The sequence below is a fragment of the Kitasatospora sp. NPDC059646 genome, from assembly GCF_042734615.1.
Classification (GTDB): Bacteria; Actinomycetota; Actinomycetes; order Streptomycetales; family Streptomycetaceae; genus Kitasatospora.
The window spans coordinates 99911-126697 of the sequence record NZ_JBHWDS010000002.1; the positions used below are offsets into that span (position 1 = coordinate 99911).

Genomic DNA, 26787 nt, shown 5'->3' on the forward strand with positions numbered 1-26787 from the left:
CAGAGGCCTGGCAACGGCTGCCGGTTCAGGGCGAGTAGACGCTCTCGAACACCAGGAACACGCCGTAGAAGCCCGAACAGACAACGGCTGACGATAGCAGCACCCAGAGCGACACCCGGGAACGGATCCGCGACAGTCCGGCGGCCACCGGGAGCAGCAGCACGAAGGCCGGAAGCAGGAACCGCGCGCGCGGCGCGTAGTAGGCGCCGTCACCGAGCGCGATCACCAGCATCATGCCGCCGAACACCAGCAGCGGCAGCGGCTGGCGCTGTTCGACGGCCAGCAGGAAGAGCACCACGGACGCCACCACGATGCCGACCATGACGACCTGGTCGAGGGTGGTGCCCTTGTCCTCCGGGTGGAGGATCATCGTGCTCATCCAGTTCAGCGTGCCGCGACCGAAGTCGAAGTGCGTGCCCCATGCCAACTGGACGTCGAAGTAGCCGCGCCAGGTTCCGCGCTGCCAGCCGACGTACGCCAGGTAGCCGAACCAGCCGGCGGGGGCGAGCGCGGTTCCCAGCAGGACCCGCCACAGCACCGGGCGCTCGGCGCCGGGGCGCTTGCCGCGCCACCACTGCACCAGCTCGACCGCGGCGGTGATGCCGACGGCGGCCGCCACGGCCAGTCCGCTGGGACGGGTCAGGCAGGCCAGGCAGCTCAGCACGCCGGCCCAGATCCAGTTCCGGCGCAGCAGCGCGTACAGCGACCAGGCGGCCCAGGCGGTGAAGACCGGCTCGGAGTAGGCCATGCTCTCCACCGCGCCGTGCGGCAGCGCCCCCCAGAGCACCACCGCGATCAGCGCGACCTTCGGCCGGTAGACGTGCGCGACGACGGCGAAGATGCCCGCCGCCGCCACCAGCGAGAAGAACCAGGACACCAGCAGGGCGGCGTGGCCGGGCGAGATCGGCAGCACGGCGTGGACCGCGCGGATCGCCATCGGGTAGAGCGGGAAGAACGCCCGGGACGAGTAGGGGACGCCGTTCTGGTAGCCGTCGATGCCCAGGTCGTCGCTGTAGCCGTGGATCGCGATCGCCTGGTAGTACGGCGCGTCCCACAGCGTGGCGAGCCGGGTCAGGGTGGAGCCCCCGGCGCCGGGCCGGACCGACTTGGGGTGCAGCCACATCGCCAGCAGCCCGAACGCCCGCACCGCGGTGAAGGCCAGCAGGGCCGGCAGCATCGGGCGCAGGAACAGGAGCGGCCGGCGGAGCACCGAGCGGCTCAGTCCGGTCGCCCCGCCCTCCTGCTCCTCGGGCGCCAGGGGCGCCCGAGTGGTGTCGGTGCTCATCGCGAAGATCCCCCGTCGGTGCTGCGGGCCTGCGCCTCGACCCGGGCGCTGCTCTCCCGGTCGTCGACCTTGGTGACCGTCGCGAACGCCGAGGTGAGGCCGCGCTTCAGGGCGTTCGAGAGCGGAGTCTCCACCAGCTTGTGCACCAGGTACGCGAGCACCAGGATCGACGCCATCACCACGAGCAGGGTCTGCGTCGGCGGCAGCGAGCGGCGCAGCCAGTGGATGGCGCTCAGGCCGATCTCCTGGTGCAGCAGGTACACGGGGTACGTGAGCGCGCCGGCGACGGTCAGCCAGCGCCACTGGATCCAGTTGAAGAAGCCGAGCGAGGCCGCCAGCACCAGCAGGAAGCACAGCGTCATCAGGGCGGCCGCGACGGTGAACGAGATGTGCTGCGGCAGCCACTGCTGGTACATGTCGACGGTGCCCTTGAGGCGGTACTGGGCGACCATCCAGGAGAACCCGAGCATGCCCCAGAGCAGCAGGTTCGGCCCGAACCGGTACATGAGGTACATGGTGACGCCGGCGGTGAAGAACGGCGCGTAGGACGGCTGGGTCAGCGTGTCCAGCAGCGGCAGGTCGACGGTCGGCGCGATCGCGGCGGCGAAGGTCCAGATGCCGCAGAAGGCGACCACCCGGCGGTAGGTCAGGCCCATCGCGACGACGCCCGCGAAGAGCACGTAGAAGAGCATCTCGACCCACAGGGTCCAGTAGCTCGGGTCGACCGACGGCGCACCGAGCGGCGTCTGGATCATGGTCAGGTTGGCGATCACCGTGCGCGGGGTGAGGTCCTTCGCCGTGGTGAAGGTGTAGCCGGCGGTGGTGACCACCGCGGTGGTGAGCAGTACGGCCACCCAGTACGCCGGGTAGAGCCGGACCACGCGGGAGACGAAGAAGTCCTGCGGGCGCTTGCCCCAGCACGACATGCAGATGACGAAGCCGCTGATCAGGAAGAACAGCTCGACGCCGATCCAGCCGTAGATGGCCACCCCGTGCAGGGCGGGCATCAGCACGTCCGGCGCGCCGTGCCAGACCTGTTCCCACCCGGCGGGCTTGCCGACGTAGTGGAAGAGCATCACGGTCAGCGCGGCGACCAGGCGCATGCCGTCGAGCACGTACAGGCGGGGACGCTTCGCGGGGGCGGCGGACCGCCGCCCCGTCCCGGAGCGGGACGGGGCGGCGTCCGGGCCCGGAAGCACGGAGACCTGGAGCAGGGGGCTCTCGGGGGACGGGTGTCCCGGGCCTGCGTTCGTCACGGCTTCGACACCTTGATCAGGTACTCGCCCTGGGGGCTGACGGTCACGAGCTGGAACTCAGGGCCGGTGGGCACCTCGCCGTCCTGCGGGCGCAGGATGACCCAGCCGGCGTGGTAGGCCCGCAGGAGCTCCGTCTTGCGGGCGTTGGTGGTGGTCTTGGCGAAGAACTCGTCGGTGTCCTTCTTCCGCTGGTCGAGCACCTTCTGGTCGACCGCCGGGTCCGGGTAGCCGGCTTCCACGGTGTAGTAGCCGTAGGCCGGCAGCTGCACCAGCGGGCGCTCGCCGGTGGCCATCACCACGTCGCCGTACTTGAGGTACTTGCCGGCCCAGGTGTAGCCCGGCCACGGGTTCCAGGCCTGGACGTTCTCCACCACGCCCTTGGGGAAGTGGTTCTTGGGGACCAGGTAGAACATCACGCCGGACTGCACCCACATGCCGAAGACCAGGCAGAGCGCCATGATCCCGGTGAAGTAGGTGCGCAGCCACTGCCGCCACGGCACCCGGGCGGCCTCCAGGGCGGCGGCCAGCTGGAGCATGGCGATCACGCCGGGGTAGGCGCGGCCCCAGCTGTAGTGGCCGCTGAACCAGCCGTAGGCGACGGTCAGGCCGACCAGCGCGAAGGTCAGCACCACCGGGTCCAGCCGGTTGCGGCGGAACCGCGCCACCATGGCGGGCAGGCCGAGCAGCAGCGCGAAGCCGAACCAGTTCAGCGGGTGGTTGTACAGGCCCCGGTGCATGTCGTCGAGGGCGGCCGACTGCTTGAGCTCCAGCACGCTCCAGTACGGCCACGCCAGCACGCCGACCGTGACCACCGCGGCGGACAGCGCCCACAGCAGCCAGTCGCGCAGCACGATGGCCCGCAGCGAGCCGATCATGATGCCCGCCATGCCCATGCACAGCACGATGCCGGTGAACGGGTGCGAGAGCAGCACCGAGAACAGCGCGGCGCCGAGCACCAGGTGCAGCGGTATCCGCACCAGCAGCGAGTTCGACAGCGGCGCCCGGTCCGGGACCCGGCCGAGCAGCCGCAGGGTGAGCGCCCAGATCCAGAACATCACGCCGGCGCCGAAGGCACTCGGGTAGGACAGGCCCAGCGAGAACGACAGGAACGACTCGTAGCCGCTCCACACGGAGACGTCGACGCCCCACAGGAAGAAGTAGGAGAACAGCGCGACGACCGGCGCCCAGCGGTTCGGCGTCAGCGCGCGGACGAACGCCCCGAGCCCGGTGATCACCAGGACGATGTTCATCACCGCGAGCAGGTGCAGCGTCTTCAGCGGCACGAGGCCGGTGGCCAGCGAGACCAGCGCGCCGAACAGCTGGTACGGGGAGAAGTACGGGCTGCCGTCACCGGGCAGGTCGATCATCGGGCTGGTCGGGTGCGCGAGGTTCTCGCGCAGGCGCCAGATGGTGGACGCGTGCTGGCCGATGTCGCCGGACCACGGGAGCCGGGCGGCCATCGGCACCAGGAACAGCAGGAACAGCAGTCCGGTGACCCGGTACGGGGTGATCCTGAACAACCCGCGCAGGCCCCGGGCCGACTGCGGGGAGCCGTCCTCCGACCCCAGGGGGGAACTGCCCGAACCCTGCCGGACCGGATCCGGGGAGGTCTCGGGCGTCGGAAGACTCGAAGCGGCGGTCTCGGTCACGGTGCTCCACGATAGGCGAGGCGGGGCCCGGTTCAGCGGGCCCGGGTCGGCTCCGGAACGTCCGTCCGGAGATGGGCGGGATGCGGCGCGGACGCTCAGCCGTCCGTCCCGGGCGCGGTGCCGGCCGGGACGCGGGACGCGCCGCGAGCGGCCTCCCCGCGCGGCACGGTGGAGCGCCACAGCTGGACACAGGACATTACCGTCGCCACCACCAGCACCAGGTTGCGCAGCAGCAGCACGGCGGTGAACCCGGCGTGCCCTTGGAGGATTTTCTCGTAGAAGAAGGGGAACTCGACGGTGGTCAGCGCGGTGGCGACCACCAGCAGGCCCACCACCACCCGCTGCGAGGACCGACGGAAGGTCACGCAGACCGCGCCGAGGCCGGCCAGCCAGATGAAGTACTGCGGGCTGATGACCCGGCTGGTCGTGACGAACACCAGCACCGCGGCCAGCGCGGCGTCGGCCGGGGTGGCGGTCGAGAACACCCGGGCCCGGACCCGCCACAGCAGCAGCCAGCAGAAGCCCGCCACGCTCAGCCCGACCAGGACCTTCCCGATCACGCCGACGTACGGGCCGACGACCTCGTTCGAGCCGTACTGGTAGACGACGGTCCCGTCCCAGCCGAAGTGCCTGGCCGCCAGCAGCGCGCTGCCGCCGAGCGACTCGAACTCGACGCCGCGCCCGCTCTGCTCCTCCAGGAAGCCGAAGCCGTTGCTGAACAGCAGCGACATGATGCCGATCAGCCCGACCGCGGAGGCCACGAAGCCGATCACCGCGTTCCGCAGGCCGCGCCCCCACGGCATGCCGAAGATCGCGAACGCCGGCCACACCTTGACCGCCGCGCCGATCGCGGCCAGCGCCCCGCCGATCGCCCGGTGGCGCGGCAGCAGCACCAGGGCCAGCACCGCGAACAGCGTCACGATGATGTCGTAGCGCGCGTACGGGATGTACTGCATCAGCGGCAGCATCAGCACCCACACCCAGGCGCCGGCCAGGCTGCGGCCGGGCCGGGAGCCGGCCCGCAGCAGCGCGCCCAGGATCACCGCGTCGGCCACGAAGGTCACCAGGATGAACGCCTGGACGTAGTTCACTCCCGGCACCAGGGTGGGCGCGAGGATCACCGCGCCCGCGCCGGGCGGGTACTGCCAGGTCGAGTCACCGACCGGGAAGGAGCCGTCCTGCAGCTGGTGGGCCCACTTGCGGTAGAGCAGGTGCACCTCGCCGTGGGCGTTCTCCCCGGTGGTGAACACCATCATCATGATCAGCAGCCGGGTGCAGGCCCAGTAGCCGACGGGCGCCAGCAGGCGCTGGTTCCAGGTGGTGACGCGCCACGGGGAGAACGTCCGGGTGCCCTCCACCGCCAGGTCACCGCCGTGCTGCCGGGAGCCGGTGCTCGACTCTTGGCCGGTCTGGGTGGTGGGCATGCTGCTCCATCGGGCGGGGCGGGCGCGGACAACGGGCGGCGGCCGGATGGACGGGCCAGCGAACGACCCGGCTCTGCCAACGCAATTGCGTGCATCCTAGCCGCACGCCGCCCCCCGGCCCGCCCCGGCCCGTTCCTTGGTTCAGACCAGGCGGCGGGCGGTGGCCCAGCGGGTCAGCTCGTGCCGGTTGGACAGCTGGAGCTTGCGCAGCACCGCGGAGACGTGGCTCTCCACCGTCTTCACCGAGATGAACAGCTGCTTCGCGATCTCCTTGTAGGCGTAGCCGCGGGCGATCAGCCGCAGCACCTCGCGCTCGCGCTGGGTGAGGCGGTCGAGGTCCTCGTCGACCGGCGGGGTGTCGGTGGCGGCGAACGCGTCCAGCACGAAGCCGGCCAGCCGCGGCGAGAACACCGCGTCGCCGTCGGAGATCCGGAAGATCGCGTTGACCAGGTCGGCGCCGGTGATGGTCTTGGTGACGTAGCCGCGGGCGCCGCCGCGGATCACGCCGATGACGTCCTCGGCGGCGTCGGAGACCGACAGCGCGAGGAACCGCACCCCCTCCACGCCCGCCGACCGGCGCAGCACCTCGACGCCGCCGCCGCCGGGCAGGTGGACGTCCAGCAGCACCACGTCGGGCCGGGTCTCGGCGACCACCCGGACCGCGGACTCGACGTCGTCGGCCTCGCCGACCACGTCGATGCCGGTCTCGTCGGTGCGCCCGATCTCGGCGCGCACGCCGGTGCGGAACATCCGGTGGTCGTCCACCAGGACCACCCGGGCACGCCTCTCGGGTGCCGCTGCGTCAGTCATCTGCCGCCCTCTCCATCTCCAGCTCGACCTCGGTCCCGCCGTCCGGCGCGGGCCGCACCCGTGCGGTGCCCCCGTTGCGCCGCATCCGGCCGATGATCGATTCGCGTACGCCCATGCGGTCCTCGGGGAGGTCGTCGGGGTCGAAGCCGGGGCCGTGGTCGCGGACGAACACCGACACCGTCCTCCCCTCCACCTCCGCGTAGACCTGGACCGGTCCCCCGCCACCGTACTTGGCGGCGTTCACCATGGCTTCCCTGGCCGCCTGCATCTGCGAGGCGATCTTCTCGTCCATCGGGCAGTCGCCGACGCAGACCAGTTCCAGGTGGACGCCGTGCCGGTCCTCGACCTCGGCGACGATCGCCCGCAGGTGCTCGGCGAGGGTGTCCGGGGCGGCCTCGGCGGCGGCCTCCGGGCGGTACAGCCACAGGCGCAGTTCGCGTTCCTGGGCGCGGGCCAGGCGCAGCACCTCCTTGGGGTCCTCCGCGCGCCGCTGGATCAGGGTCAGGGTGTGCAGCACCGAGTCGTGGACGTGCGCGGCGATCTCGGCGCGCTCCTGGGCGCGGATGCGGGCGGTGCGCTCGGCGCCGAGGTCCTGCCACATCCGCACCATGGACGGGCCGCCGAGCACCAGCACGCCCGCCACGACGGCCAGCGAGGACTCGACGACCAGCGCGATCGGCGAGGCGACGCCCTGCATCAGGAAGTAGCCGATGATGCCGGCCACCACCAGCAGCACGCCGGCGGCGACCCGCAGGTAGGCGCCCTTGCGGCTGCCCGGCTGCAGGCCGAACCAGTTCTGCCAGCGCGAGTCGTCGGCCTGCCGCCACACCAGGGCGACGCCGACGCCGACCGCGAGCAGCGGCCACACGTACGGCTTGGCGGTCTGGATGCCGAGCGCGGACAGCAGCGCCATCACGCCGATGACCAGGCCGATCAGCGCGAACAGCTGGCCGAGGCTGCCGCCGCGCTGGCCGGCCGCGGACCCGGCGGCGGGGCGGGCGTCGGCACCGGCATCGGCGGGCAGGGCGCCGGGGGCGCCGTCCTCGCCGTGGAAGGTGCGCTCCAGCAGGTCGCGCCGCCGGCCGCGCCGGCCGGGTGCGGCGGCGGGCGGGGCGGGGCGGGCGGCGCCGGGGGCGGCCTCGCCGATGCCGAGCGGCACCACGACCCAGAACGCGGCGTACAGCAGGGTGCCGATGCCCTCGGAGAAGAACAGCACGATGAACGCCAGCCGCACCCACGTGACGGGCACGCCGAGGTGCACCGACAGGCCCTGGCAGACGCCGCCGAGGATCCGGCCGTGCGGGCTGCGGTAGAGCTTCCGGTAGGGCGGCGCCCCGGCCGGCGGGTCGGTCGGGGCGGTCTCGGTGCTTCGGGTCTCGGGAACGGCCACGGCACCGATGGTCGCAGGTGGCCGGTCGGCGGCGCATCAGGGTGGGGCCCGGAGCCCGCCTCAGGGACAGTTCAGGGTCGCTCCGGGGCTCCGGGCGGTTGGGCGGGGCCCCGCCGCCCGGAAGGATGGGGGACATGACGGACGACCAGATCCCCGGGGACGCACCGGACGCCCCCGCCGAGCCCCGCCCGGCGCTCACCCGCTCCTCCCGGCACCGGGTGGTGGCGGGGGTGTGCGGCGGGCTCGGCCGCTACCTGGACATCGACCCGGTGGTGTTCCGGGTGGTCATCGCGGTGCTCGGCCTGACCGGCGGGCTCGGGTTGTTCCTCTACGGCCTGGCCTGGCTGGTCGTCCCGCGCGAGGCCGCGGACGGCGAGGGCGGCCGCACCGAGCTGCAGCGGGTGCTGACCGGCCGGGTCGACGGCCAGTCCGTCGGCGCGGTGCTGCTGACCGTGATCGGCACCGGGGTGTTCTTCTCCTCGATGGGCGACGGCGACCAGCTGTTCCCGCTGCTGCTGCTCGCCGCGCTGGTGTTCCTGGCGCTGCGCTACGACCCGGAGCGCCGGCGCCGGTTCGGCGACGACGGCGGGGCCGGGGCGAAGCGGACCGGCGGCCCGTACGACCGGCTGGACCCGACCGGCGCGTTCGCGGACTGGAAGACCTGGGGCGAGGCGATGAGCCGCGACCTGCGCGGCGAGTGGAAGGCCCGCACCGCCGACCTGCACGAGCGGATCGCGTCCCTGCACGAGGACCGCGCGACCGGCGCCGCCGGCGGCGACACGCCCCCGCCCGGGCCGTCCGGCTACCTGTGGGACCCTCGGCACCCGGAGCGCAACCCTTACGGCGCGACGCCGCCGCCCGGCGCGCCCGCCCAGCCGTGGTGGCAGCGCACCGACCTGCCGGAGGGCGACCCGCTGCGCAAGGATCCCGCGCCGGAGGGCCACCAGGCCCGGATGGAACGGAGCATGGCGCAGTACCGGGAGCGCGCCGAGCAGCGCCACCGGGCGCAGCGCGAGGCGATGGAGCGGCACCGCGAGAGCATGCAGCGCCACCGCGAGTGGAAGGCCCGGCGCAAGGAGCTGCGGGGCCGGTCCGGGCTGGGCGCCTGGGCGGTGCTGGTGGCGATCGGCGCGTCCTGGGCGGTGGCGGCCGCCGACCACGGCGGCCACCGCTGGTCGACGGTGCTGGCGGTGGCGCTGCTGCCGCTGGGCCTGGCGATGGCGGTCAGCGCCCGCTGGGGCCGCACCCGCGGGCTGACCTTCCTGTCGCTGCTGGTGACGGCGGGTCTGGTGGTGACCGGCGGCACGTCGGTGACGGTCGCGGACACGGCCGGCGACCGGCAGTGGACGGCCGCCCAGGACAGCCTGCACGCGCGGTACACGGCGGGCGTCGGCGACGCCCGGCTCGACCTGTCGGCGCTGGACCCGCACGGCGGCACCCTCGCCACCGAGCTCCGGGTCGGCATCGGCAACGCGGTGGTGCGGGTGCCGGACGGGGTGGAGCTGCGGCTGAAGCTGCGCGACGGGGTGGGCTCGGTGAGCCTGCCGGACGGTCAGGAGTACAGCGGTCCGGTCACCGACGACGACGTGGTGATCGAGGTTCCGGAGGGCCGGCCGTCGAAGGGCGTGCTGGAGCTGAAGGTGACGACGGGCATCGGGGACATCAGGGTGGAGCGGTGATGAGGAAGCATCAGTTCGATCTGTACGCGCTGGTCGCGGGCGGCCTGTTCACGGCGCTGGCGGTGCTGTACCTGGTGGCGTCGCTGAACGACCGGGAGGTGAACAGCCGCTTCGTGCTGCCGCTGGCGTTCATCGTGCTCGGCGCGGGCGGCCTCGGCGGCGCGCTGGTGGCGGTCTCCAGGCGCGGCCGGGGCGGGGCCCGCGACGACGACAACACGCTCGGCTAGCGGCCTCAGGCCTGCTGCGGGCCGAGCTCCAGCTGCTCGCCGTTCTTGGTGACGGCGTACCGGGGCAGCGGCTTCACGGCGGGGCCGTTGATCACGGCGCCGGTCGCGGCGTCGAACCTGGAGCCGTGGCAGGGGCAGTACAGCTGCCCGTCCTTGGGCGGGTTGACGGCGCAGCCGGAGTGGGTGCAGACCGAGGACAGGCCGGTGTACTTCCCGGCGGACGGCTGGACGATGTACACGGCGTCGCCGCTGGCCGGGTCCTTGACGGTGGCGGAGCCGCCGACCGGGACCTGCGCGGCGGGGACGGCCGCCGCGGCGGCGGGCTGCGGGACGGGGCTGGTGGCGCCGGGGGCGGTGGCGCCGGGGGTGCCGGCCGCGGCGGCGGTCGCGTCGTCGTCGCGGCCGAAGCTGGCGGTGAGCGAGCCGGACAGCAGGCCGGCGCCGCCGAGCGCGACCGCCGCGATGCCGCCGTCGAGCAGCGCGCGGCGGCGCACCGCGTCCTCGGCGAGGCCGCGGGCCCGGTCGCGGGCGGCCCGGGAGGCGAGGTAGCCGTCCACCGACAGGTGGGGAGTGCCGGCCAGCAGCAGCGGCGTCCAGGCCATCAGGTAGGCCAGGTCGTTGCCCAGGTAGTACGGGGCGGTGTGGAAGCTGACGGTGAGCCAGAGGGTGGCGCTGAGCGCCGCGCCGCCGAGGGCGGCGATCCGGCCCCAGAGCCCGAACAGGGTGCCGAGGCCGACGGCGAGCTCGCCGAAGGCGATCAGCAGGCCGAAGAAGGTGGGCGCGTCGAGGGCCGGGCCGAGGGCCCAGCCGATCGGGCTGCCGGCCCTGGCGGCGGCGGTCTGCGCGGAGAACGACGCGGCGTCGCCGGCGCCGGCCAGGTAGTGCGCGTCGGAGAGCTTGTCGAAGGCGGCGTAGACGAAGGTCGCGCCGAGGAACAGCCGCAGCGGGAGCAGGGCGAGCCGGGAGGCCGCCGCCTTCCACTGGCCGATCCGTGCCGTCGTGCCGTGGCCGTCGTGCAGGCCCGTCCCCGTCGCCATCGCTGCCGCCTCTCCTTCGCACCGCCCCGCCGACCGCCGACGGGACCGGGTCCGATTGTGCCGGGTGCCGGGCGCACATGGACGCGCCGCCACTCCCCTACTGGCGGGGAGCGGCGGCGCGGTCACACGGTTGCCGGTGGGATCACTCCCACTCGATGGTGCCCGGCGGCTTGGAGGTGCAGTCCAGGACGACCCGGTTCACGTCCTTGACCTCGTTGGTGATCCGGGTGGAGATCTTGGCCAGCACCTCGTAGGGCAGGCGCGACCAGTCGGCGGTCATGGCGTCCTCGGAGGAGACCGGGCGCAGCACGATCGGGTGGCCGTAGGTGCGGCCGTCGCCCTGCACGCCGACCGAGCGGACGTCGGCCAGCAGCACCACGGGGCACTGCCAGATCTCGGCGTCCAGGCCGGCCAGGGTCAGCTCCTCGCGGGCGATGGCGTCGGCCTCGCGGAGCAGGTCCAGGCGCTCCTTGGTGACCTCGCCGACGATCCGGATGCCCAGGCCGGGGCCGGGGAAGGGCTGGCGCTGGACGATCTCGGCGGGCAGGCCGAGCTCCTGGCCGACCATCCGGACCTCGTCCTTGAACAGCTTGCGCAGCGGCTCGACGAGCTGGAACTCGAGGTCCTCGGGCAGGCCGCCGACGTTGTGGTGGGACTTGATGTTGGCAGTGCCGGTGCCGCCGCCGGACTCCACCACGTCCGGGTACAGGGTGCCCTGGACCAGGAACTCCACGGCCGGGCCCTCGTCGGCGATGATGTCGGCCTGGGCCTGCTCGAAGACCCGGATGAACTCGCGGCCGATGATCTTGCGCTTCTGCTCGGGGTCGGAGACGCCCTTCAGCGCGGTCAGGAAGCGCTCCTCGGCGTCGACCACGACCAGCTTGACGCCGGTGGCCGCGACGAAGTCCTTCTCGACCTGCTCGGTCTCGCCCTTGCGCATCAGGCCGTGGTCGACGTACACGCAGGTCAGCCGGTCGCCGATGGCGCGCTGCACCAGGGCGGCGGCGACCGCGGAGTCCACGCCGCCGGACAGGCCGCAGATGGCGCGCTTGTCGCCGACCTGCTCGCGGATCAGCGCGACCTGCTCGTCGACCACGTTGGTGGTGGTCCAGGTCGGGGCGATGCCGGCGCCGCGGTACAGGAAGTGCTCCAGCACCTGCTGGCCGTGCTCGGAGTGCATCACCTCGGGGTGGTACTGCACGCCGTACAGCTTGCGCTCGTCGTTCTCGAAGGCGGCGACCGGCACCACGTCGGTGGAGGCGGTGACGGTGAAGCCCTCGGGGGCGGCCGAGCAGGCGTCGCCGTGCGACATCCACACCGAGTGCTTGTCCGGGACGCCCTCGAACAGGGTGGAGCCGGAGCGGGTGACGGTCAGCGGGGTGCGGCCGTACTCGCGGGCGCCGCTGTTGTCGACGGTGCCGCCGAGGGCGGTGGCCATCAGCTGGAAGCCGTAGCACATGCCGAACACCGGCACCCCGGCCTCGAAGATCGCGCGGTCGAGCTGCGGGGCGCCTTCCTCGTACACCGACGACGGACCGCCGGAGAGGATGATCGCCCTGGGGTTCTTGGCGAGCATCTCGGCGACCGGCATGGAGCTCGGCACGATCTCGCTGTAGACCCGCGCCTCACGCACCCGACGGGCGATGAGCTGGGCGTACTGGGCGCCGAAGTCGACGACCAGGACGGTGTCGTTCTCGGGCGGGGACTGGACGGGGGGTACAGAGGACACGGACGGCCTTCCGGCGGCGGTACAAAAGGGGTGTCGCCCCCGAGTCTACCGGGAGCGTTTCACCCGACTGCCCGCCGTACTGCCCGTGACCGCGCCGGGCGGCGGCTCGTTGCACCGGGAGACCGTACGAGACGCCGGCGCCCTCCAGGTGCGGGCGGTCCCGTGCGGTGGACCACGCGTGGATCTTCTCCGGTCCACCGGGTGCGCGTGGCGGGCACGGGCCCGCCGTGGGACCGCGCCCCGGTGCTGCGGTCGGGTCAGCAGGGGACAGCGACCCCGTCCGCGACCGGGCGGACCCGGGGTGTGGCGGCCGGTACCGGTGCCGGCCGCCACACATCGGCCGGCCGCCCGCTCCGGCGTACGCCCCGGTACGCCCCGCAAGCCACTACTACGGACAGTGACAACATCCGGCGGTCGGATCCGGCGCTCCCCGGCGCCGTGTCCTCTTCCGGCCCCGCCGAATTTGCGTCGAATCGGTTGCACGGCAAGGCCCTCGTCCAGGACGATGACTGCACGACGGGGGCTGGTCGCACCCTCCCGGCCCGCACCCGGGCCGTCGATGCGAACGGTTCCCTCTCACGCTCCGTGAGGCCCACCGGCCTCGGCGTGCCCCTGGACCATCTCCCGCGACGGCGCTCCTCCCCCGGCGCCGTCACCCCAGCACCGGCGCGGCCCTGACGCCGAGTGCTGCCGACAAAGGGCCCCGTTCCCCCGCGGGGCCCTTTGCCCTGTCCGGGCTCAGCCGGCGTCCGGTCGGCGGTAGGGGGCGTGCGAGTCCAGCACGTCGGCGTGCCCGGCCGCCGGCCGCGCCTCCTCGACGACGAGTTCGACCGTCCCGAACGCTCCCTCCGGCCCGGCCGCCGCCTGCGCGGGCAGCGGCACGGACAGCGCCACCGGGGTGCGGCGCACCGCGTCGAGCAGGGCCGGCACCAGCAGCGCGCCGAACACCGCCCAGGCCGCGGCGGCGACCAGCACCGAGGCCACCGACCAGCCGACCAGGTCGATCCGGCTCTCGTGCACCTCGCCCTTGATCGTGCTGCGCTCGCTGAACCAGATCGAGCTGCCCAGCACCAGCGCCGCGGTGGCCGCCGCGTACAGCGCGGCCAGCCGGCACCGGTCCAGGTGGGTCAGCCGCCCGCGGTGCGCGGACCAGCCGAGCGCCAGCGCCGCCAGCAGCACCGGCACCACCGCCGGCCACCACTGGGCGCCGTGCCCGCCGAGGTCGTACAGCGCGAACGAGTCCGCACCCGTCCCCGCCCGGGCGCCGCTGCCGATGCCGAACAGGTACACGCCGCCGTTGAGCGTCAGCGCCCGGAACGTGGACTGCGGGAACGGCCGGTCGACCAGCACCTGCATGGCCACCGCGACCACCGCGAGCAGCGCCAGCAGCCCCCCGACCACCCGGGACGCGTGCTGCCAGGCCAGCAGCCAGCCGCCCAGCCACCGCCGCCGGACGGCCTCGATGCGCAGCGCGCCCTGCCCGTCCACGGCCAGCACCACGACGGCCGCGGCGAGGAACGCGGACACCCCGAGCGGCACCATGGCCGGCCCGGTGGAGACCTGCATGCTGAGCTTCATCGACGCCTCGTCGACGTGCGAGCTGCCGGTGGAGAGCCGGCCGAGCGCGAGCGCCGCGGCCGCCGAGAGCGCGCCGGTGCGCAGCGCCTGCGCTCCGGCGGCGCGCGCGGTCGGCTCGGCGGCGCCGGCCGCGGCGCGGGCCCGGGCGGCGAGGCGCTGGCCGAGCCAGAGCAGCGCCAGCCAGGACAGCGTGACGGCGTACGGCACGACGTGGATGCCGGCGGCGGAGGTGCCGAAGCTGCTGGTGTTGGTGTTCTTCCAGTAGGTGCCGAACGCGGTGAGGGTCAGCTGCAGCCACATCTGGAAGGTGTGGGCGGTCCCGCGCACCGCCGGGTCGTCGTCCACGCCGATGCCGCGGCCGCCGACGGCGCTGCCGAGCGCGGCGAGCACCACCAGCAGCGCGGTCGGGGCGAGCAGCACCCGGCCGGCGGTCAGCCAGCCCCGGGACGGCGTCGGCCAGGCCCGGTCGGGGTGGACCCGCCCGCTGCCCCACGGGGAGGAGCCGGGCGCGGCGGTGTCGTCCGCCACCACCTCGCCGATCGCGGGCGGCGGCGGCCCGGGCGGCTGTCCGCAGTTCGCGCAGCTCGCCGGGGCGCCGGCGACGGCCGCTCCGCAGGTCGGGCAGATGGGCATGGCGGTCCCCCCGGGGATGGCGCGTGGTCGGGTGCCCGTTTATCCCATCGGCCGTCCGGCCATGTCAATCGGCTTCAGTCGGCCTTCCGGGGCACCTTGGGTACGGCCAGCAGCGGCAGCCGGAGCTCTCCGAACGCCCCTTCGGGGACGGCGGGCTGACGCGGCGTCACCGGCTGGACGGGCCGGTAGGCGGAGCCCTGCTCGGGGCGCGGGTCGGCCTCGCCGCGGTTGGGCCACATCGACATGGCGCGCTCGGCCTGCGCGGTGATCGTCAGCGACGGGTTGACGCCGAGGTTGGCGGAGATCGCGGAGCCGTCGACGACGCTGATCCCCGGGTAGCCGTACAGCCGGTGGTACGGGTCGACCACGCCGGTCTCGGCGCTGTCGCCGATCGGGCAGCCGCCGAGGAAGTGCGCGGTCAGCGGAATGTCGAAGATCTCGCCGACGGTGGAGCCGGGGAACCCGTTGATGGACGCGGCCAGGGCCCGCGCGCCCTCCTCCGCCGCCGGGATCCAGGTCGGGTTGGGCGCGCCGTGGCCCTGGCGGGAGGTCAGCTTCCCGTTCTTCAGCGACACCGTCAGCGAGTTGTCCAGCGACTGCATGACCAGGCCGATGATGGTCTTCTCCGACCAGCGGTGCTGGTTCATCGACTGCGCGAAGATCCACGGGTGCCGGGCCGCCGCGCCGAGGTAGCGCAGCCAGCGCGGTCCGCGCCCGGCGCCGCTGACCTGCTGGATGGAGAGCGCGCCCATCGCGTTCGAGCCCCGGCCGTAGCGGACCGGCTCGATGTGGGTGTTCTCGTCGGGGTGCACCGAGGACGTGATGGCGACGCCGCGGGTGAAGTCGGGCCGCTCGCCGTAGCGCCGCTCGGAGGTCTGCGCGCCCACCAGCGCCTCGGAGTTGGTGCGGGTGAGGTGGCCCAGGCGGGCGGAGATCCGGGGCAGCAGGCCGCCCTCGCGCATCCGGTGCAGCAGCGTCTGGGTGCCGTAGGTGCCGGCCGCGACCACCACCCGCTCGGCGGTGATGGTGCGCGCCCCGGCCCGCTTGGCCCGGCCGGTGCGGGCGCCGGTGGGCAGCACGTCGACCGCGTAGCCGTCGCCGTGCGGGCGCAGCCGCTTCACGGTGGTCAGCGGCAGGATCTCGGCGCCGGCCCGCTCCGCCAGGTACAGGTAGTTCTCGGTGAGCATGTTCTTCGCGCCGTGCCGGCAGCCGGTCATGCACTCGCCGCACTCGGTGCAGGCCCTGCGCTTCGGGCCGGCCCCGCCGAAGTACGGGTCGTCGACCTCGGTGCCGGGCGCGGCCTTGGCCTCGCCGGTGCCGTCCTGCCCGTCGCCGAAGAACACCCCGACGGGGGCGAGGTGGAAGGTGTCGCCGCAGCCCATCGCCTCGGCGGCGGCCTTCAGGTGCACGTCGGACGGCGTCATCGTCGGGTTGAGGCGGACCCCGAGCATCCGCTGCGCCTGGTCGTAGAACGGGGCGAGTTCGGCCTGCCAGTCGGTGATGTGCCGCCACTGCCGGTCCTCGAAGAACGGCTTCGGCGGCACGTACAGCGTGTTGGCGTAGTTCAACGAGCCGCCGCCGACGCCCGCCCCGGCCAGGATCAGCACGTTGCGCAGCAGGTGGATGCGCTGGATGCCGTACAGGCCGAGGGCGGGCGCCCACAGGTAGTCGCGGGTGTCCCAGGACGTGGTGGGCAGTTCGTCGCGGCGGAACCGGCGCCCGGCCTCCAGGACGGCGACCCGGTAGCCCTTCTCGGTCAGCCGCAGCGCGGCGACCGAGCCGCCGAAGCCCGAACCGACCACCACGACGTCGTAGTCGTACGACACTGCTCCTCCTCGATCAGCGGCCCTGCTACTTCAGGCGGAACGCCTTCATGACCTTCAGGCCGGTGGTGAACAGCTCGGCGAACCGGCGGTCGTCCAGGCCCATCGACGGGCCGATCGGCAGCAGCCGCTGGACGGCGATGGTCTGCGCCTCGGTGTAGCGCAGGATGCCCTCCGCGCCGTGCCGCCGGCCGAGCCCGGAGTCGCCCATGCCGCCCATCGGCGACGCCACCGACCCGTAGGCGGCGGCGTACGCCTCGTTCACGTTGACGGTGCCGGTGCGCAGCCGGGCGGCGACCTTGCGGCCGCGGCCGGTGTCCCTGGTCCACACGCTGGAGTTCAGGCCGTACGGGGTGGCGTTGGCGGCGGCGACCGCCTCGTCCTCGGTGTCGAAGCGGTAGACCGACACCACCGGGCCGAAGGTCTCCTCCGTGCACACCGCCATGTCGGGGGTGACGCCGTCGAGGATGGTCGGCTCGAAGAACAGCGGCCCGAGGTCCGGCCGGGCCTGCCCGCCGGCGACCACCGTCGCGCCGGCCTTCACCGCCTCCTCGACGTGCCGGGTGACGGTCTCCAGCTGACGGCCCGACACCAGCGAGCCCATGTCCGCGCCGTAGGCCAGGCCGCCGCCCAGGCGCAGTGCGGAGGTCCGCTCGGCGAACTTCGCCAGGAACGCGTCCGCCACCGACCGGTGCACGTACAGCCGCTCGATCGAGATGCACAGCTGGCCGGCGGAGGAGAAGCACGCCCGCACCGCGCCCGCCGCCGCCCTGTCCAGGTCGGCGTCGGACAGCACCAGCATGGCGTTCTTGCCGCCGAGTTCCAGCGACGCCCCGACCAGGCGCTCGGCGGCCCGCCGGGCCACGTCCCGCCCGGTGCGGGTGGAGCCGGTGAACGCCACGTAGTCGGCGCGCTCCACCACCTGCGGGCCGACCACCGGGCCGTCGCCCAGCACGATCTGCCACACCTGCGGCGGCAGCCCCGCCTCGACGAACAGCTCGCGCGCCCACAGCGCGGTCAGCGCCGTCTGGGTGTCCGGCTTGTTCACCACGGCGTTGCCCGCGACCAGCGCCGGCAGCGCGTCGCCGACCGACAGCTCCAGCGGGTAGTTCCACGGGGAGATCTGCCCGACCACGCCCTTGGGGCGGCGCGCCTCCACGGCGCTGGTCAGCCCCGGCACGGCGCCGCCGCGCCGGCGGTCCTTCAGGTAGGAGGAGGCCGTGCGGCCGTAGTGGCGGGCGGCCGAGGCGACCGCCATGACCTCCTCGAAGGCGTGCAGCCGGGCCTTGCCGGTCTCCGCCTGGATGAGGTCCAGCACCTCGTCCTGCCGCTTCAGCAGCAGGTCGTGGAAGCGCAGCAGCACGCCCGCCCGGTGCCGGACCGACAGCGCCGCCCACGCGGGCTGCGCCCGGCGCGCCTCGGTGAACGCCCGCTCCACGTCGCCGGTCCCGGAGACCGGCAGCGCCGCCAGCACCTCCCCGGTCAACGGGGCGACGGTCTCCGCGACGTCCTCCCCGGACGCCGTGACGCCCTTCGCCAACCGCGCGACCAGCGCCGCCGGCACCGCCGACGCGACCGTGCGCGCCGCACCCTTCGCCGCAGGATTGCGCCGAACCTGGCTCGTGCTCTCCGTCATGCGGGCAGCCTAGGGCCTCGACGCCCGCTTGTGTACCCGCCGGTAACACATTCGCCCGGGGAGGGTTCCGGGCCCTCCGGCGGGCGCGGGGATCCTTCCCCCGCCCGCCGGGCGAGCGCTACTTCGTCGGCACGAAGTTGTTCAGCACCGTGGTGAACCGCCGCAGCATCTGCGTCCAGTCCTTCTCCGGCCCGGACACGTACACCATGAACGAGGTGCCGTCACTGCGCCGGAACTCGACCTCCTTCGCGTGCCGCCGCCCGCCCGCCCCGGTGTAGCTGAACTCCCACACCGCGCCTTCCTGGTCGTTGATCTTCGCGGCGGCCAGGCTGGTGGTCTGGAAGTCCTTGAGGCTCTTGCTGAGCGAGGCCTCCATCTGCAGCAGGTGCTCCTGCGGCGCGAGCGGCTGACCGACCGTCACCGCGAACTGCAGGTAGTGGTCGCGCTCGTCGGGCGAGTAGTAGATCTGCGTGCCGCTCTCGCTGCGCACCCACTTGCCGTCGGTGGGCAGCAGGAAGCGGAACCCGGCCGGGTCCTCCTGCCAGGTGTAGCCCGCGGGCGCGGGCGCCAGCCCGGGGTCGGTGACGCCGCTCGGCTGCGGGCCGACCGGCGGGTCGACGGCCCGCTGGTGGCCGGGCCGGTGCGTGAGGTAGTACGCGGTGCCGCCGCCGGCCGCGGCCAGCACGGCGAGGGCGACCAGGACGCCGAGCACCCGCCGGCCGCGCCCGGCCCGCGCCGGGGCGGCGGACGCCGGCGCCTGCGTCGGCGCGTCCTCGGGCCGCCCCTGCGCCGGAACCTGAGGGACCGTCACCGGACCGGCGGGCGCCCCGTCCGCGTCGACCCGGTCGACGACCGGCACCACCTGGGTGGGCAGCCGGGCCCCGGCGGCCTGCTCGGGCACGCGCATGCTGACGGTGTGTCCGGCGGCGACCTCGCGGAGCATCCGCTCGGCCTCGTCCGCGCTCGGCCGGTCCGCCGGGTCCTTGGCCATCAGCGCGGCCAGCACCGGCCCGAGGCCGGCGGCCCGGCGGGACTCCGGCAGCGGCTCGTCGACGACGGCGGCGAGGGTGCCGAGCGGGCTGTCGCGGCGGAACGGCGACTGGCCCTCGACGGCGTGGAACAGCGTCGCGCCGAGCGCCCACAGGTCGGAGGCCGGTCCGGGCCGCTGGCCCTGGGCCCGCTCGGGGGCCAGGTAGTCGGGCGAGCCGACCAGGTCGCCGGGGCGGGTGATGTCCATCGCGCCCTCGAACTTGGCGATGCCGAAGTCGAGCAGCACGACCCGCCCGCTGCCGTGTTCGAGCAGCACGTTGGCGGGCTTGACGTCCCGGTGCAGCACGCCGAGCTGGTGGCCGCGGTGCAGGGCGGCCAGCACCTGTAGGCCGACGTCGGCGGCCTCACGGGGCGTCAGGGTGCCGTCCTGGCTGATCACGTCGGACAGCGCGCGGCCGTCGACGAGCTCCATCACGATCCACGGCCGGCCGTCCTGTTCGAGCACGTCGTGGATGGTGATGACACCCGGGTGCTTGATCCGGGCGGCGGCCCGGGCCTCGCGCTTCATCCGGGACTGGAGGATCTCCAGGTCCTCCTCCGAGAGGTGGCTGACCGTCAATTCCTTGACGGCGACCTCCCGGTCCAGCATCTCGTCCCTGGCCCGCCAGACGGTCCCCATCCCGCCGCGTCCCAGGCGCTCGCCGAGCGCGTACCGCCCGGCCAGCAGACGGCCTGTCGACTGGTCCTGTGCGCCCATGACCGTCCCCCCCTTCAATGACCCCCCACCGCCGGTCGGACGAGGTCGTGGCACCTCGTGTGCCTGCTCGCACCGACGGTTCGAAGGCAAGCCTAGGCTGCGCGGGCCCGTGCGGGAATCGCACCCCGGGTGGCGAATCGGACGGTGACCGGCTGCTTTCAGCCTGCGACCAGAACCACCCCGGCGACCGCCGCCGCCATCAGCGCCAGCACGGCCAGCAGCACCAGCGGACCGAGCAGCCGCGGCGGGATCCGGGGCGGCCGCGCGGCGGGCCGGGCGTCCTGACGGTCCGTCGGCGGGCGGCGCCGCTGCCGCTCGCCGCGGGGCCGCCGGGCGGGCGGTCCGGCGACCGGGCGGGGCACCGGCAGCAGCGGGGCGGGCGGCCCGTCCGGGTAGGGCTCGGGGGCGAACACCAGCAGGTCGCGCAACTCCCGCTGGACGGCGGCCGCGTCGGGCCGGCGGGCGGCGTCCGGGTCCAGCAGCCGCTCCACCAGCGGGCGCAGCGGGCCGCAGCCCTCGGCGGGGTGGTGGCGGCCGTCGCGGACGGCGGCCAGCAGGGTCGGCAGGTCGTGCTCGGGGTACGGGCCGTGGCCGGTGAGCAGGCGGTACAGCAGGACGCCGAGGGCCCAGGTGTCGGCGGGCGCGCCCGCGTCGATCGCCCACCGCTCGGCGAGCGGCCCGAGCATGAGCGCGCGCGTCTCGTACACCCGGCGCGGCACCTCGCCGCCGAGCGCCGCGCACAGCTCCTCCTCGGCGGCGCCCAGCAGCAGGCCGCCGAGCATCGCCGCGCCGTCCTCGCAGACCAGCACGGTGCGGGTGGTGACGTTGCCGTGGGTGAGCCCGGCCTCGTGCACGGCCCGCAGCGCGCCGGCCAGGTCGGCGCCGATCTCGGCGACCCGGTACGGCGACAGCGGCCCGTTGCCGACCAGCCGCTCCAGCGGCACCGCGGACACCGACTCCTCGGCGACCCACAGCAGTTCGCCCTCGGGGCCGGCGGCGAGTCCGCGCAGCAGCCGCGGGTGGGTCGGCGCGGCCGCCGCCACCTGGGCGACCCGGGCGGTCAGCCGGGCCCCGTACCCGGGCGCGGCGCCGCCGGCGGGGTCGAGCAGTTCGGGCAGTTCCAGGCCGAACAGCCGTACCCGGGCGCCGCTCTGCGCGTCGACCGCGGGCACGCCGACGTCGTCGTCCGGACGGTCCGTCACCCGGTACCGCCCGGCCACCACCTGTCCCGGGGCCGTTCGCATGCCTGTTCCTCACGCCGTAGTGCCGCCAGCCTACGGCCCCGGACCGCACCCGCCACCTTCCGGTGCGGCCTTTCAACTGCCTTTCCGCCGACCGCCGGAGGCGCCCGGCGCGCGGGGCGCGGCTACGGCGCGGGTTGGAAGCTCTCGAAGGAGATCCGGCGCGCCAGCGAGCCGTCCGGCGCGGACCACACGGACTCCGGCATGGTCCAGTAGATCGCGTAGCCGTACTTGCCGTTGCCGGTGACGAAGCCGCGGTTCAGCGAGTGCAGCACGGTGCCGGACTTGCCGGTGTACGTCCACTCCCAGTCGGCGGCGTTGGTCCAGCCCCGGTAGGCGACCGACTCGACCCGGATCCGGCGGTAGTCGGTCATCGACGCGGACCGGTCGGCGGCCTGCCAGTCCTTCAGCGCGCTGTCGCCGGCGGGCGACTGCCAGTCGACGACCAGCCGCAGCCCGTTGCCCTCGAAGAGGCGGCTGGTGGAGCGGTAGTCCGCGCCCCGGTCGGCCATCCAGTTCGGCAGCGTGATGCTGAAACCCGACGGGTCGCGGAACACCCGATAGCCCTCCGGGACCTGACCGGGCGTCAGGGCGGGCGCGGGCGGCTCGCCGGTCTCCGCCGGCGCGCTGGGACTGGGGCTCGGGCTCGCACCGCTGCTCGCGGACGGCGGGGCGCTCGGGACCGCCGACGGCTGCACGGGCGCGGCGGTGCCGCCGCCGTCCGCGGCGCTCGCCCCGGAGCCCTTGTCGCCGGGCCACCACACCACCAGGGCGGCGACCAGCGCCAGCACCGCGACGACCGCGGCGACGATCAGCGGCGTCCGCCGCCGGGGGGCGCCGCCGCGCGGCACCGCCGCGGTCTCCGCCGCGGCGGCGGGCTCGGCGGGCAGCGCCCGGGTGGCGGTCTCGGTGGCGACCGGCTCGGCCGGGGCGGCCGCGGCGGCGCGCTTCGGCTCGGGCAGCGCCCGGCCGGCGACGATCCGCTGCAGCAGGTCGCGGGCCGCGTCGGCGTCCATCCGCTTCGCGGGGTCCTTCTCCAGCAGCCCTTCGATGACCGGCCGCAGCGGCCCGGCGTTGGCGGGCGGCGGGAGCTCCTCGGTCATCACGGCGGTCAGCGTGGCCAGCGCGGAGCCCCGGTCGTACGGCGGGACGCCCTCGACCATCGCGTACAGCGTGCCGCCCAGCGACCACAGGTCGGACGGCGGGCCGGGCCGCTGGCCGCGGGCCCGCTCGGGCGCGATGTACGAGGGGGCGCCGACCAGCATGCCGGTGGAGGTGATCGAGGTGTCGCCCTCGACGCTGGCGATGCCGAAGTCGGTGAGCACGGTCCGGCCGTCCTCGCCGATCAGCACGTTGGACGGCTTCACGTCGCGGTGCAGCACGCCCTGGCTGTGCGCGGCGCCGAGCACGCCGAGCAGGTCCAGGCCGATCGCGGCGGCCCGCTCGGGCGTGAGCACGCCGTCCTCGCGGACCACGTCGGCCAGCGAGCGGCCGTCGACGAGCTCCATCACGATCCACGGCCGCCCGTCCTCCTCGACCACGTCGAAGACGGTGACGGCGGCGGTGTGCCGGATCCGGGCGGTGGCCTTGGCCTCGCGCAGGGTGCGGACGATCAGCCGGTGCTTCTCGGCCTCGTCGACGGCCCCGGTCATCCGGAGCTCCTTCACCGCGACGATCCGGCCGAGCATCTCGTCCTCGGCCCGCCACACGGTGCCCATGCCGCCACGGCCGAGCACCTCGCCCAGCCGGTAGCGGTCCGCCAGCAGTCGGCCGGTCGGTTCCTGCGGCTGCGTCATCGGTGCGCTCTCCCCATGGTGTTGCGGCCCTCGCCGGGCAGCCCGGCCGGGACCTGACGGCGTGTCGGGCCGCCGCGGGCGGCGGTCGCACGCCGGGGCACCATCATCCCCTGTCGCCACCCCGCCGGGCCACCCGCCCCCACCCGGCCCGCGCCCCGTGCGCCCCTCGCGTCCCTTCCGCACCGCACCGGCGACCGAAAACGACCGCTCCCGACCGTCCGGCCTCGCCGCGGAAACCGCCTGTCCAACCGTCCTCGCGCGCTGCTGGCCTCTGCCCGCTCTTCACATCGCCGTCACGGGGGACCCTTCATGACCACGCCCGATCCCGCCGATCCGTTCGCCCCGCCGCCCGGGCCGCCGGCCGCGCCCGCCTCGCCGCCGGCCGCCGGCGTCCCACTGGCCGGCGCCCACGCCGGGCCCAAGAACCTGCCGGTCGCGGTGCTCGCCGGCCTCGGTGTCGCGCTGGCCGCCGGCTTGCTGGACGGCTTCATCGTGAAGGCCGTCGACCGTGAGTTCTCCTGGCTGGCGATCGGCATCGCCGCCGCCGTCGGCGCCACCGTCGGCAAGCTCGGCGGCAAGCACCCGGCCCTGCCGCCGCTCGGCGCCCTGCTCGCCGTGGCCGGCCAGGTCTTCGGCAAGCTGTTCGGCCTCTCCCTGATCGCCCACGAGCTGACCGGCGAGTCGGTGCCGGCCCTCTTCACCGACGGCTTCTCGTTCCTCCTCGACATGTGGCGGGGGACGTTCGACGTCTTCTCCGCGGTCTTCCTCCTGATCGGCGCGGCCGTGGGCTTCAGCCTGACCCGGACGTTCGGCGACTCCTGACGGGGCGCCACGGAAAGGGCCCCTGCCGCGGCTGCGGCAGGGGCCCTTCCTGATGCGGTGTCAGCGAGCGGGGTTGACCGTGACCTCGACCCGCTGGAACTCCTTGAGCTCGGTGTAGCCGGTGGTGGCCATCGCCCGGCGCAGCGCGCCGAACAGGTTCATGGTGCCGTCGGGGGTGTGCGACGGGCCGGTCAGGATCTGCTCGGTGGAGCCGACGGTGCCGAGGTGCACGCGCTTGCCGCGCGGCAGCTCCTCGTGGACGGCCTCCATGCCCCAGTGGTAGCCCTGGCCGGGCGCGTCGGTGGCGCGGGCCAGCGCGGCGCCGATCATCACCGCGTCCGCGCCGCAGGCGACGGCCTTCGGGATGTCGCCGCTGTAGCCGACGCCGCCGTCCGCGATCACGTGCACGTAGCGGCCGCCGGACTCGTCCATGTAGTCCCGGCGGGCCGCCGCGACGTCCGCCACCGCGGTCGCCATCGGCACCTGGATGCCCAGCACGTTGCGGGTGGTGTGCGCGGCGCCGCCGCCGAAGCCGACCAGCACGCCGGCCGCGCCGGTGCGCATCAGGTGCAGCGCGGCGGTGTACGTGGCGCAGCCGCCGACGATCACCGGGACGTCCAGCTCGTAGATGAACTGCTTCAGGTTGAGCGGCTCGGCCGCGCCCGACACGTGCTCGGCGGACACCGTGGTGCCGCGGATCACGAACACGTCGACGCCGGCGTCCACGACGGCCTTGGAGAACTCGGCGGTGCGCTGCGGCGAGAGCGCCGCGGCGGTGACCACACCCGAGTCACGGACCTCCTTGATCCGCTCCTTGATCAGCTCGGCCTTGATCGGCGCGGAGTACACCTCCTGCAGGCGGCGGGTCGCCTCCGCCTCGTCGCCGATCGACGCGATCTCCTCCAGCAGCGGCTGCGGGTCCTCGTACCGCGTCCACAGGCCTTCCAGGTTCAGCACGCCCAGGCCGCCGAGCTGGCCGATCGCGATCGCCTGCTGCGGGGACACCACGCTGTCCATCGGCGCCGCCAGGAACGGCAGTTCGAACCGGTAGGCGTCGATCTGCCAAGCGATCGAGACCTCCTTCGGGTCACGCGTACGGCGGCTGGGGACGACGGCGATGTCGTCGAAGGAGTACGCCCGGCGGCCGCGCTTGCCTCGCCCGATCTCGATCTCAGTCACTTCGAGCCCTTCTGCTGCTTTCCATCTCCCGACCGGGTCACCCCGGCCGCACCCAAGTATCCCGTACGACCCCTTTGCGCCCCGACAGGGGCGCACCGAACGGCGGGAGCCGCCCGGGCCGCAGCTGGACTGCGGCCCGGACGGCTCCGGTGGTTCGGGTCAGCGCGCGTTGTAGTTCGGCGCCTCGACCGTCATCTGGATGTCGTGCGGGTGGCTCTCCTTGAGGCCCGCCGAGGTGATCCGGACGAACCGGCCCTTGGTCTGCATCTCCTCGACCGAGCCCGCGCCCACGTAGCCCATGGTCTGCCGCAGGCCGCCGACCAGCTGGAACAGCACCGCGGACAGCGGGCCGCGGTACGGCACCTGACCCTCGATGCCCTCGGCGATCAGCTTCTCGTCCGAGGAGACCTCAGCCTGGAAGTAGCGGTCCTTGGAGAAGGACTTCGCCTGGCCGCGGGTCTGCATCGCGCCCAGCGAACCCATGCCGCGGTACGACTTGAACTGCTTGCCGTTGATGAACAGCAGCTCGCCCGGCGACTCCTCGCAGCCGGCCAGCAGCGAGCCCAGCATCACGGTGTCGGCACCGGCGCACAGCGCCTTGCCGATGTCGCCGGAGTACTGCAGGCCGCCGTCGCCGATGATCGGGACGCCCGCGTCCTGACAGGCCTGCGCGGCCTCCCAGATCGCCGTCACCTGCGGCACGCCGACGCCGGCGACCACGCGGGTGGTGCAGATCGAGCCGGGGCCGACGCCGACCTTCACGCCGTCCACGCCGGCGTCGATCAGCGCCTGGGCGCCGTCACGGGTGGCGATGTTGCCGCCGACCACGTCGACCGGCACGGCGGACTTGATCTTCGAGATCCAGGCCAGCGCGTTGTGCGAGTGCCCGTGCGAGGTGTCCACGACCAGGAAGTCCACGCCCGCGCCGACCAGCGCCTGGGCCCGGTCGAACGCCTCGGCCGAGGCGCCGACGGCGGCGCCGACCAGCAGACGGCCCTCGGCGTCCTTGGCGGCGTTCGGGTACTTCTCCGCCTTGACGAAGTCCTTGACGGTGATCAGGCCCTTGATCCGGCCCTCGTCGTCGACCAGCGGCAGCTTCTCGATCTTGTGGCGGCGGAGCAGCGCGATGGCGTCCTCGCCGGAGATGCCGACCTTGCCGGTGATCAGCGGCATCGGCGTCATGATCTCGGCGACCTTGCGGCTGCGGTCGGTCTCGAAGGCCATGTCGCGGTTGGTGACGATGCCCAGCAGCTTGCCGTCCGGGTTGGCGACCGGCACGCCGGAGATCCGGAACCGGGCGCACAGCGCGTCGGCCTCGGCCAGCGTGGCCTCCGGACCGACCGTGATCGGGTCGGTCACCATGCCGGACTCGGAGCGCTTCACCAGGTCGACCTGGTTGACCTGGTCCTCGATCGACAGGTTGCGGTGCAGGACGCCGACGCCGCCCTGCCGGGCCATCGCGATCGCCATCCGCGACTCGGTGACCTTGTCCATCGCCGCCGACAGCAGGGGGATGTTGACCCGCACGTTCCGCGAGATCCGCGAGGAGGTGTCGACCTGGTTGGGCAGCACCTCGGACGCCCCGGGCAGCAGCAGGACGTCGTCGTACGTGAGTCCGAGCATCGCGAACTTCTCGGGTACGCCGGCGGCGTTGTAAGACATGGGGAACCTTCCGTGGCGGGCCGTCGTTCTGCGCACGGGCGCCCGGGGTCTCTCGGCCGCCAAGAACGCCCGGCGTTCGGACGATCCTCCAACCGAGGACCGCGCACACCGGAGAAGCTTTGGCGACCCGACCAGGCGCCGATACCCCATGGTACTGGTGACGCGGGGCATCTCGTCGCGCCCT

General features: G+C 73.9%; 19 protein-coding genes. 3 read left to right on the plus strand and 16 right to left on the minus strand.

The features are described from left to right. Nucleotides 1–25 precede the first annotated feature (25 nt). From ACFV1L_RS01735 to ACFV1L_RS01760, 6 genes are all read right to left on the minus strand, one after another. The gene (locus tag ACFV1L_RS01735) at nt 26–1285 is read right to left on the minus strand and encodes a hypothetical protein (RefSeq protein ID WP_380361972.1); all 1260 of its coding nucleotides are present in this window, start codon (nt 1283–1285) and stop codon (nt 26–28) included. After that, on the minus strand, nt 1282–2541 hold the full coding sequence (locus ACFV1L_RS01740) for an acyltransferase family protein (RefSeq protein ID WP_380361973.1): 1260 nt from the start codon (nt 2539–2541) through the stop codon (nt 1282–1284). Before ACFV1L_RS01740 ends, ACFV1L_RS01735 begins: the two co-directional genes overlap by 4 nt. Continuing rightward, nucleotides 2538–4190 carry a hypothetical protein gene (locus ACFV1L_RS01745; RefSeq protein WP_380361975.1) on the minus strand — a complete coding sequence of 551 codons (1653 nt, stop codon included), beginning with the start codon at nt 4188–4190 and terminating at the stop codon, nt 2538–2540. Before ACFV1L_RS01745 ends, ACFV1L_RS01740 begins: the two co-directional genes overlap by 4 nt. Before the next feature lie 95 nt (nt 4191–4285). Beyond that, nucleotides 4286–5614 carry a glycosyltransferase 87 family protein gene (locus tag ACFV1L_RS01750; protein ID WP_380361977.1) on the minus strand — a complete coding sequence of 443 codons (1329 nt, stop codon included), beginning with the start codon at nt 5612–5614 and terminating at the stop codon, nt 4286–4288. Between the two features lie 141 nt (nt 5615–5755). Continuing rightward, the gene (locus ACFV1L_RS01755; RefSeq protein ID WP_035863428.1) at nt 5756–6424 is read right to left on the minus strand and encodes a response regulator transcription factor; all 669 of its coding nucleotides are present in this window, start codon (nt 6422–6424) and stop codon (nt 5756–5758) included. Beyond that, nucleotides 6417–7814, minus strand: a complete 1398-nt coding sequence (locus tag ACFV1L_RS01760) for a PspC domain-containing protein (protein WP_380361979.1) — start codon at nt 7812–7814, stop codon at nt 6417–6419. Before ACFV1L_RS01760 ends, ACFV1L_RS01755 begins: the two co-directional genes overlap by 8 nt. A 134-nt stretch (nt 7815–7948) precedes the next feature. Here ACFV1L_RS01760 and ACFV1L_RS01765 point away from each other — a divergent pair, with 134 nt between their 5' ends. Beyond that, the gene (locus ACFV1L_RS01765) at nt 7949–9493 is read left to right on the plus strand and encodes a PspC domain-containing protein (protein WP_380361981.1); all 1545 of its coding nucleotides are present in this window, start codon (nt 7949–7951) and stop codon (nt 9491–9493) included. Next, on the plus strand, nt 9493–9720 hold the full coding sequence (locus ACFV1L_RS01770) for a hypothetical protein (RefSeq protein WP_380361983.1): 228 nt from the start codon (nt 9493–9495) through the stop codon (nt 9718–9720). The genes ACFV1L_RS01765 and ACFV1L_RS01770 overlap by 1 nt, the downstream gene beginning before the upstream one ends. Nucleotides 9721–9725: 5 nt before the next feature. Here ACFV1L_RS01770 and ACFV1L_RS01775 read toward each other — a convergent pair whose 3' ends face one another. The 8 genes from ACFV1L_RS01775 to ACFV1L_RS01810 all read right to left on the minus strand — a co-directional run bounded on the left by ACFV1L_RS01775 (nt 9726) and on the right by ACFV1L_RS01810 (nt 22940). Further along, nucleotides 9726–10757: a ubiquinol-cytochrome c reductase iron-sulfur subunit gene (locus ACFV1L_RS01775; protein ID WP_380361985.1), complete on the minus strand. Its 1032-nt coding sequence runs from the start codon at nt 10755–10757 to the stop codon at nt 9726–9728. A gap of 142 nt (nt 10758–10899) precedes the next feature. Then, on the minus strand, nt 10900–12486 hold the full coding sequence (gene guaA, locus ACFV1L_RS01780) for a glutamine-hydrolyzing GMP synthase (RefSeq protein ID WP_380361987.1): 1587 nt from the start codon (nt 12484–12486) through the stop codon (nt 10900–10902). Between the two features lie 738 nt (nt 12487–13224). Next, on the minus strand, nt 13225–14697 hold the full coding sequence (locus ACFV1L_RS01785) for a hypothetical protein (RefSeq protein ID WP_380361989.1): 1473 nt from the start codon (nt 14695–14697) through the stop codon (nt 13225–13227). Nucleotides 14698–14771: 74 nt separating this feature from the next. Further along, nucleotides 14772–16523, minus strand: coding sequence for a GMC oxidoreductase (locus tag ACFV1L_RS01790; RefSeq protein WP_380361990.1), 1752 nt, complete (start codon nt 16521–16523; stop codon nt 14772–14774). Between the two features lie 25 nt (nt 16524–16548). Further along, nucleotides 16549–18156, minus strand: coding sequence for a succinic semialdehyde dehydrogenase (locus tag ACFV1L_RS01795; RefSeq protein ID WP_380361992.1), 1608 nt, complete (start codon nt 18154–18156; stop codon nt 16549–16551). Between the two features lie 118 nt (nt 18157–18274). Next, nucleotides 18275–19903: a protein kinase gene (locus ACFV1L_RS01800; protein WP_380361994.1), complete on the minus strand. Its 1629-nt coding sequence runs from the start codon at nt 19901–19903 to the stop codon at nt 18275–18277. A gap of 158 nt (nt 19904–20061) precedes the next feature. Continuing rightward, a complete protein-coding gene (locus tag ACFV1L_RS01805; RefSeq protein WP_380361996.1) occupies nt 20062–21147 on the minus strand; it encodes a protein kinase in 1086 nt (361 codons plus the stop codon). A gap of 122 nt (nt 21148–21269) precedes the next feature. After that, a complete protein-coding gene (locus ACFV1L_RS01810; RefSeq protein WP_380361998.1) occupies nt 21270–22940 on the minus strand; it encodes a serine/threonine-protein kinase in 1671 nt (556 codons plus the stop codon). Between the two features lie 309 nt (nt 22941–23249). On the opposite strand from ACFV1L_RS01810, the gene ACFV1L_RS01815 reads away from it, so the two are divergent. After that, nucleotides 23250–23762: a hypothetical protein gene (locus ACFV1L_RS01815; RefSeq protein WP_380362000.1), complete on the plus strand. Its 513-nt coding sequence runs from the start codon at nt 23250–23252 to the stop codon at nt 23760–23762. 60 nt (nt 23763–23822) lie between these two features. On the opposite strand, the gene ACFV1L_RS01820 is transcribed toward ACFV1L_RS01815, so the two are convergent. Then, nucleotides 23823–24941: a GuaB3 family IMP dehydrogenase-related protein gene (locus ACFV1L_RS01820; RefSeq protein WP_380362002.1), complete on the minus strand. Its 1119-nt coding sequence runs from the start codon at nt 24939–24941 to the stop codon at nt 23823–23825. 159 nt (nt 24942–25100) lie between these two features. Further along, nucleotides 25101–26603 carry an IMP dehydrogenase gene (gene guaB, locus ACFV1L_RS01825; protein WP_380362004.1) on the minus strand — a complete coding sequence of 501 codons (1503 nt, stop codon included), beginning with the start codon at nt 26601–26603 and terminating at the stop codon, nt 25101–25103. Nucleotides 26604–26787 lie beyond the last annotated feature (184 nt).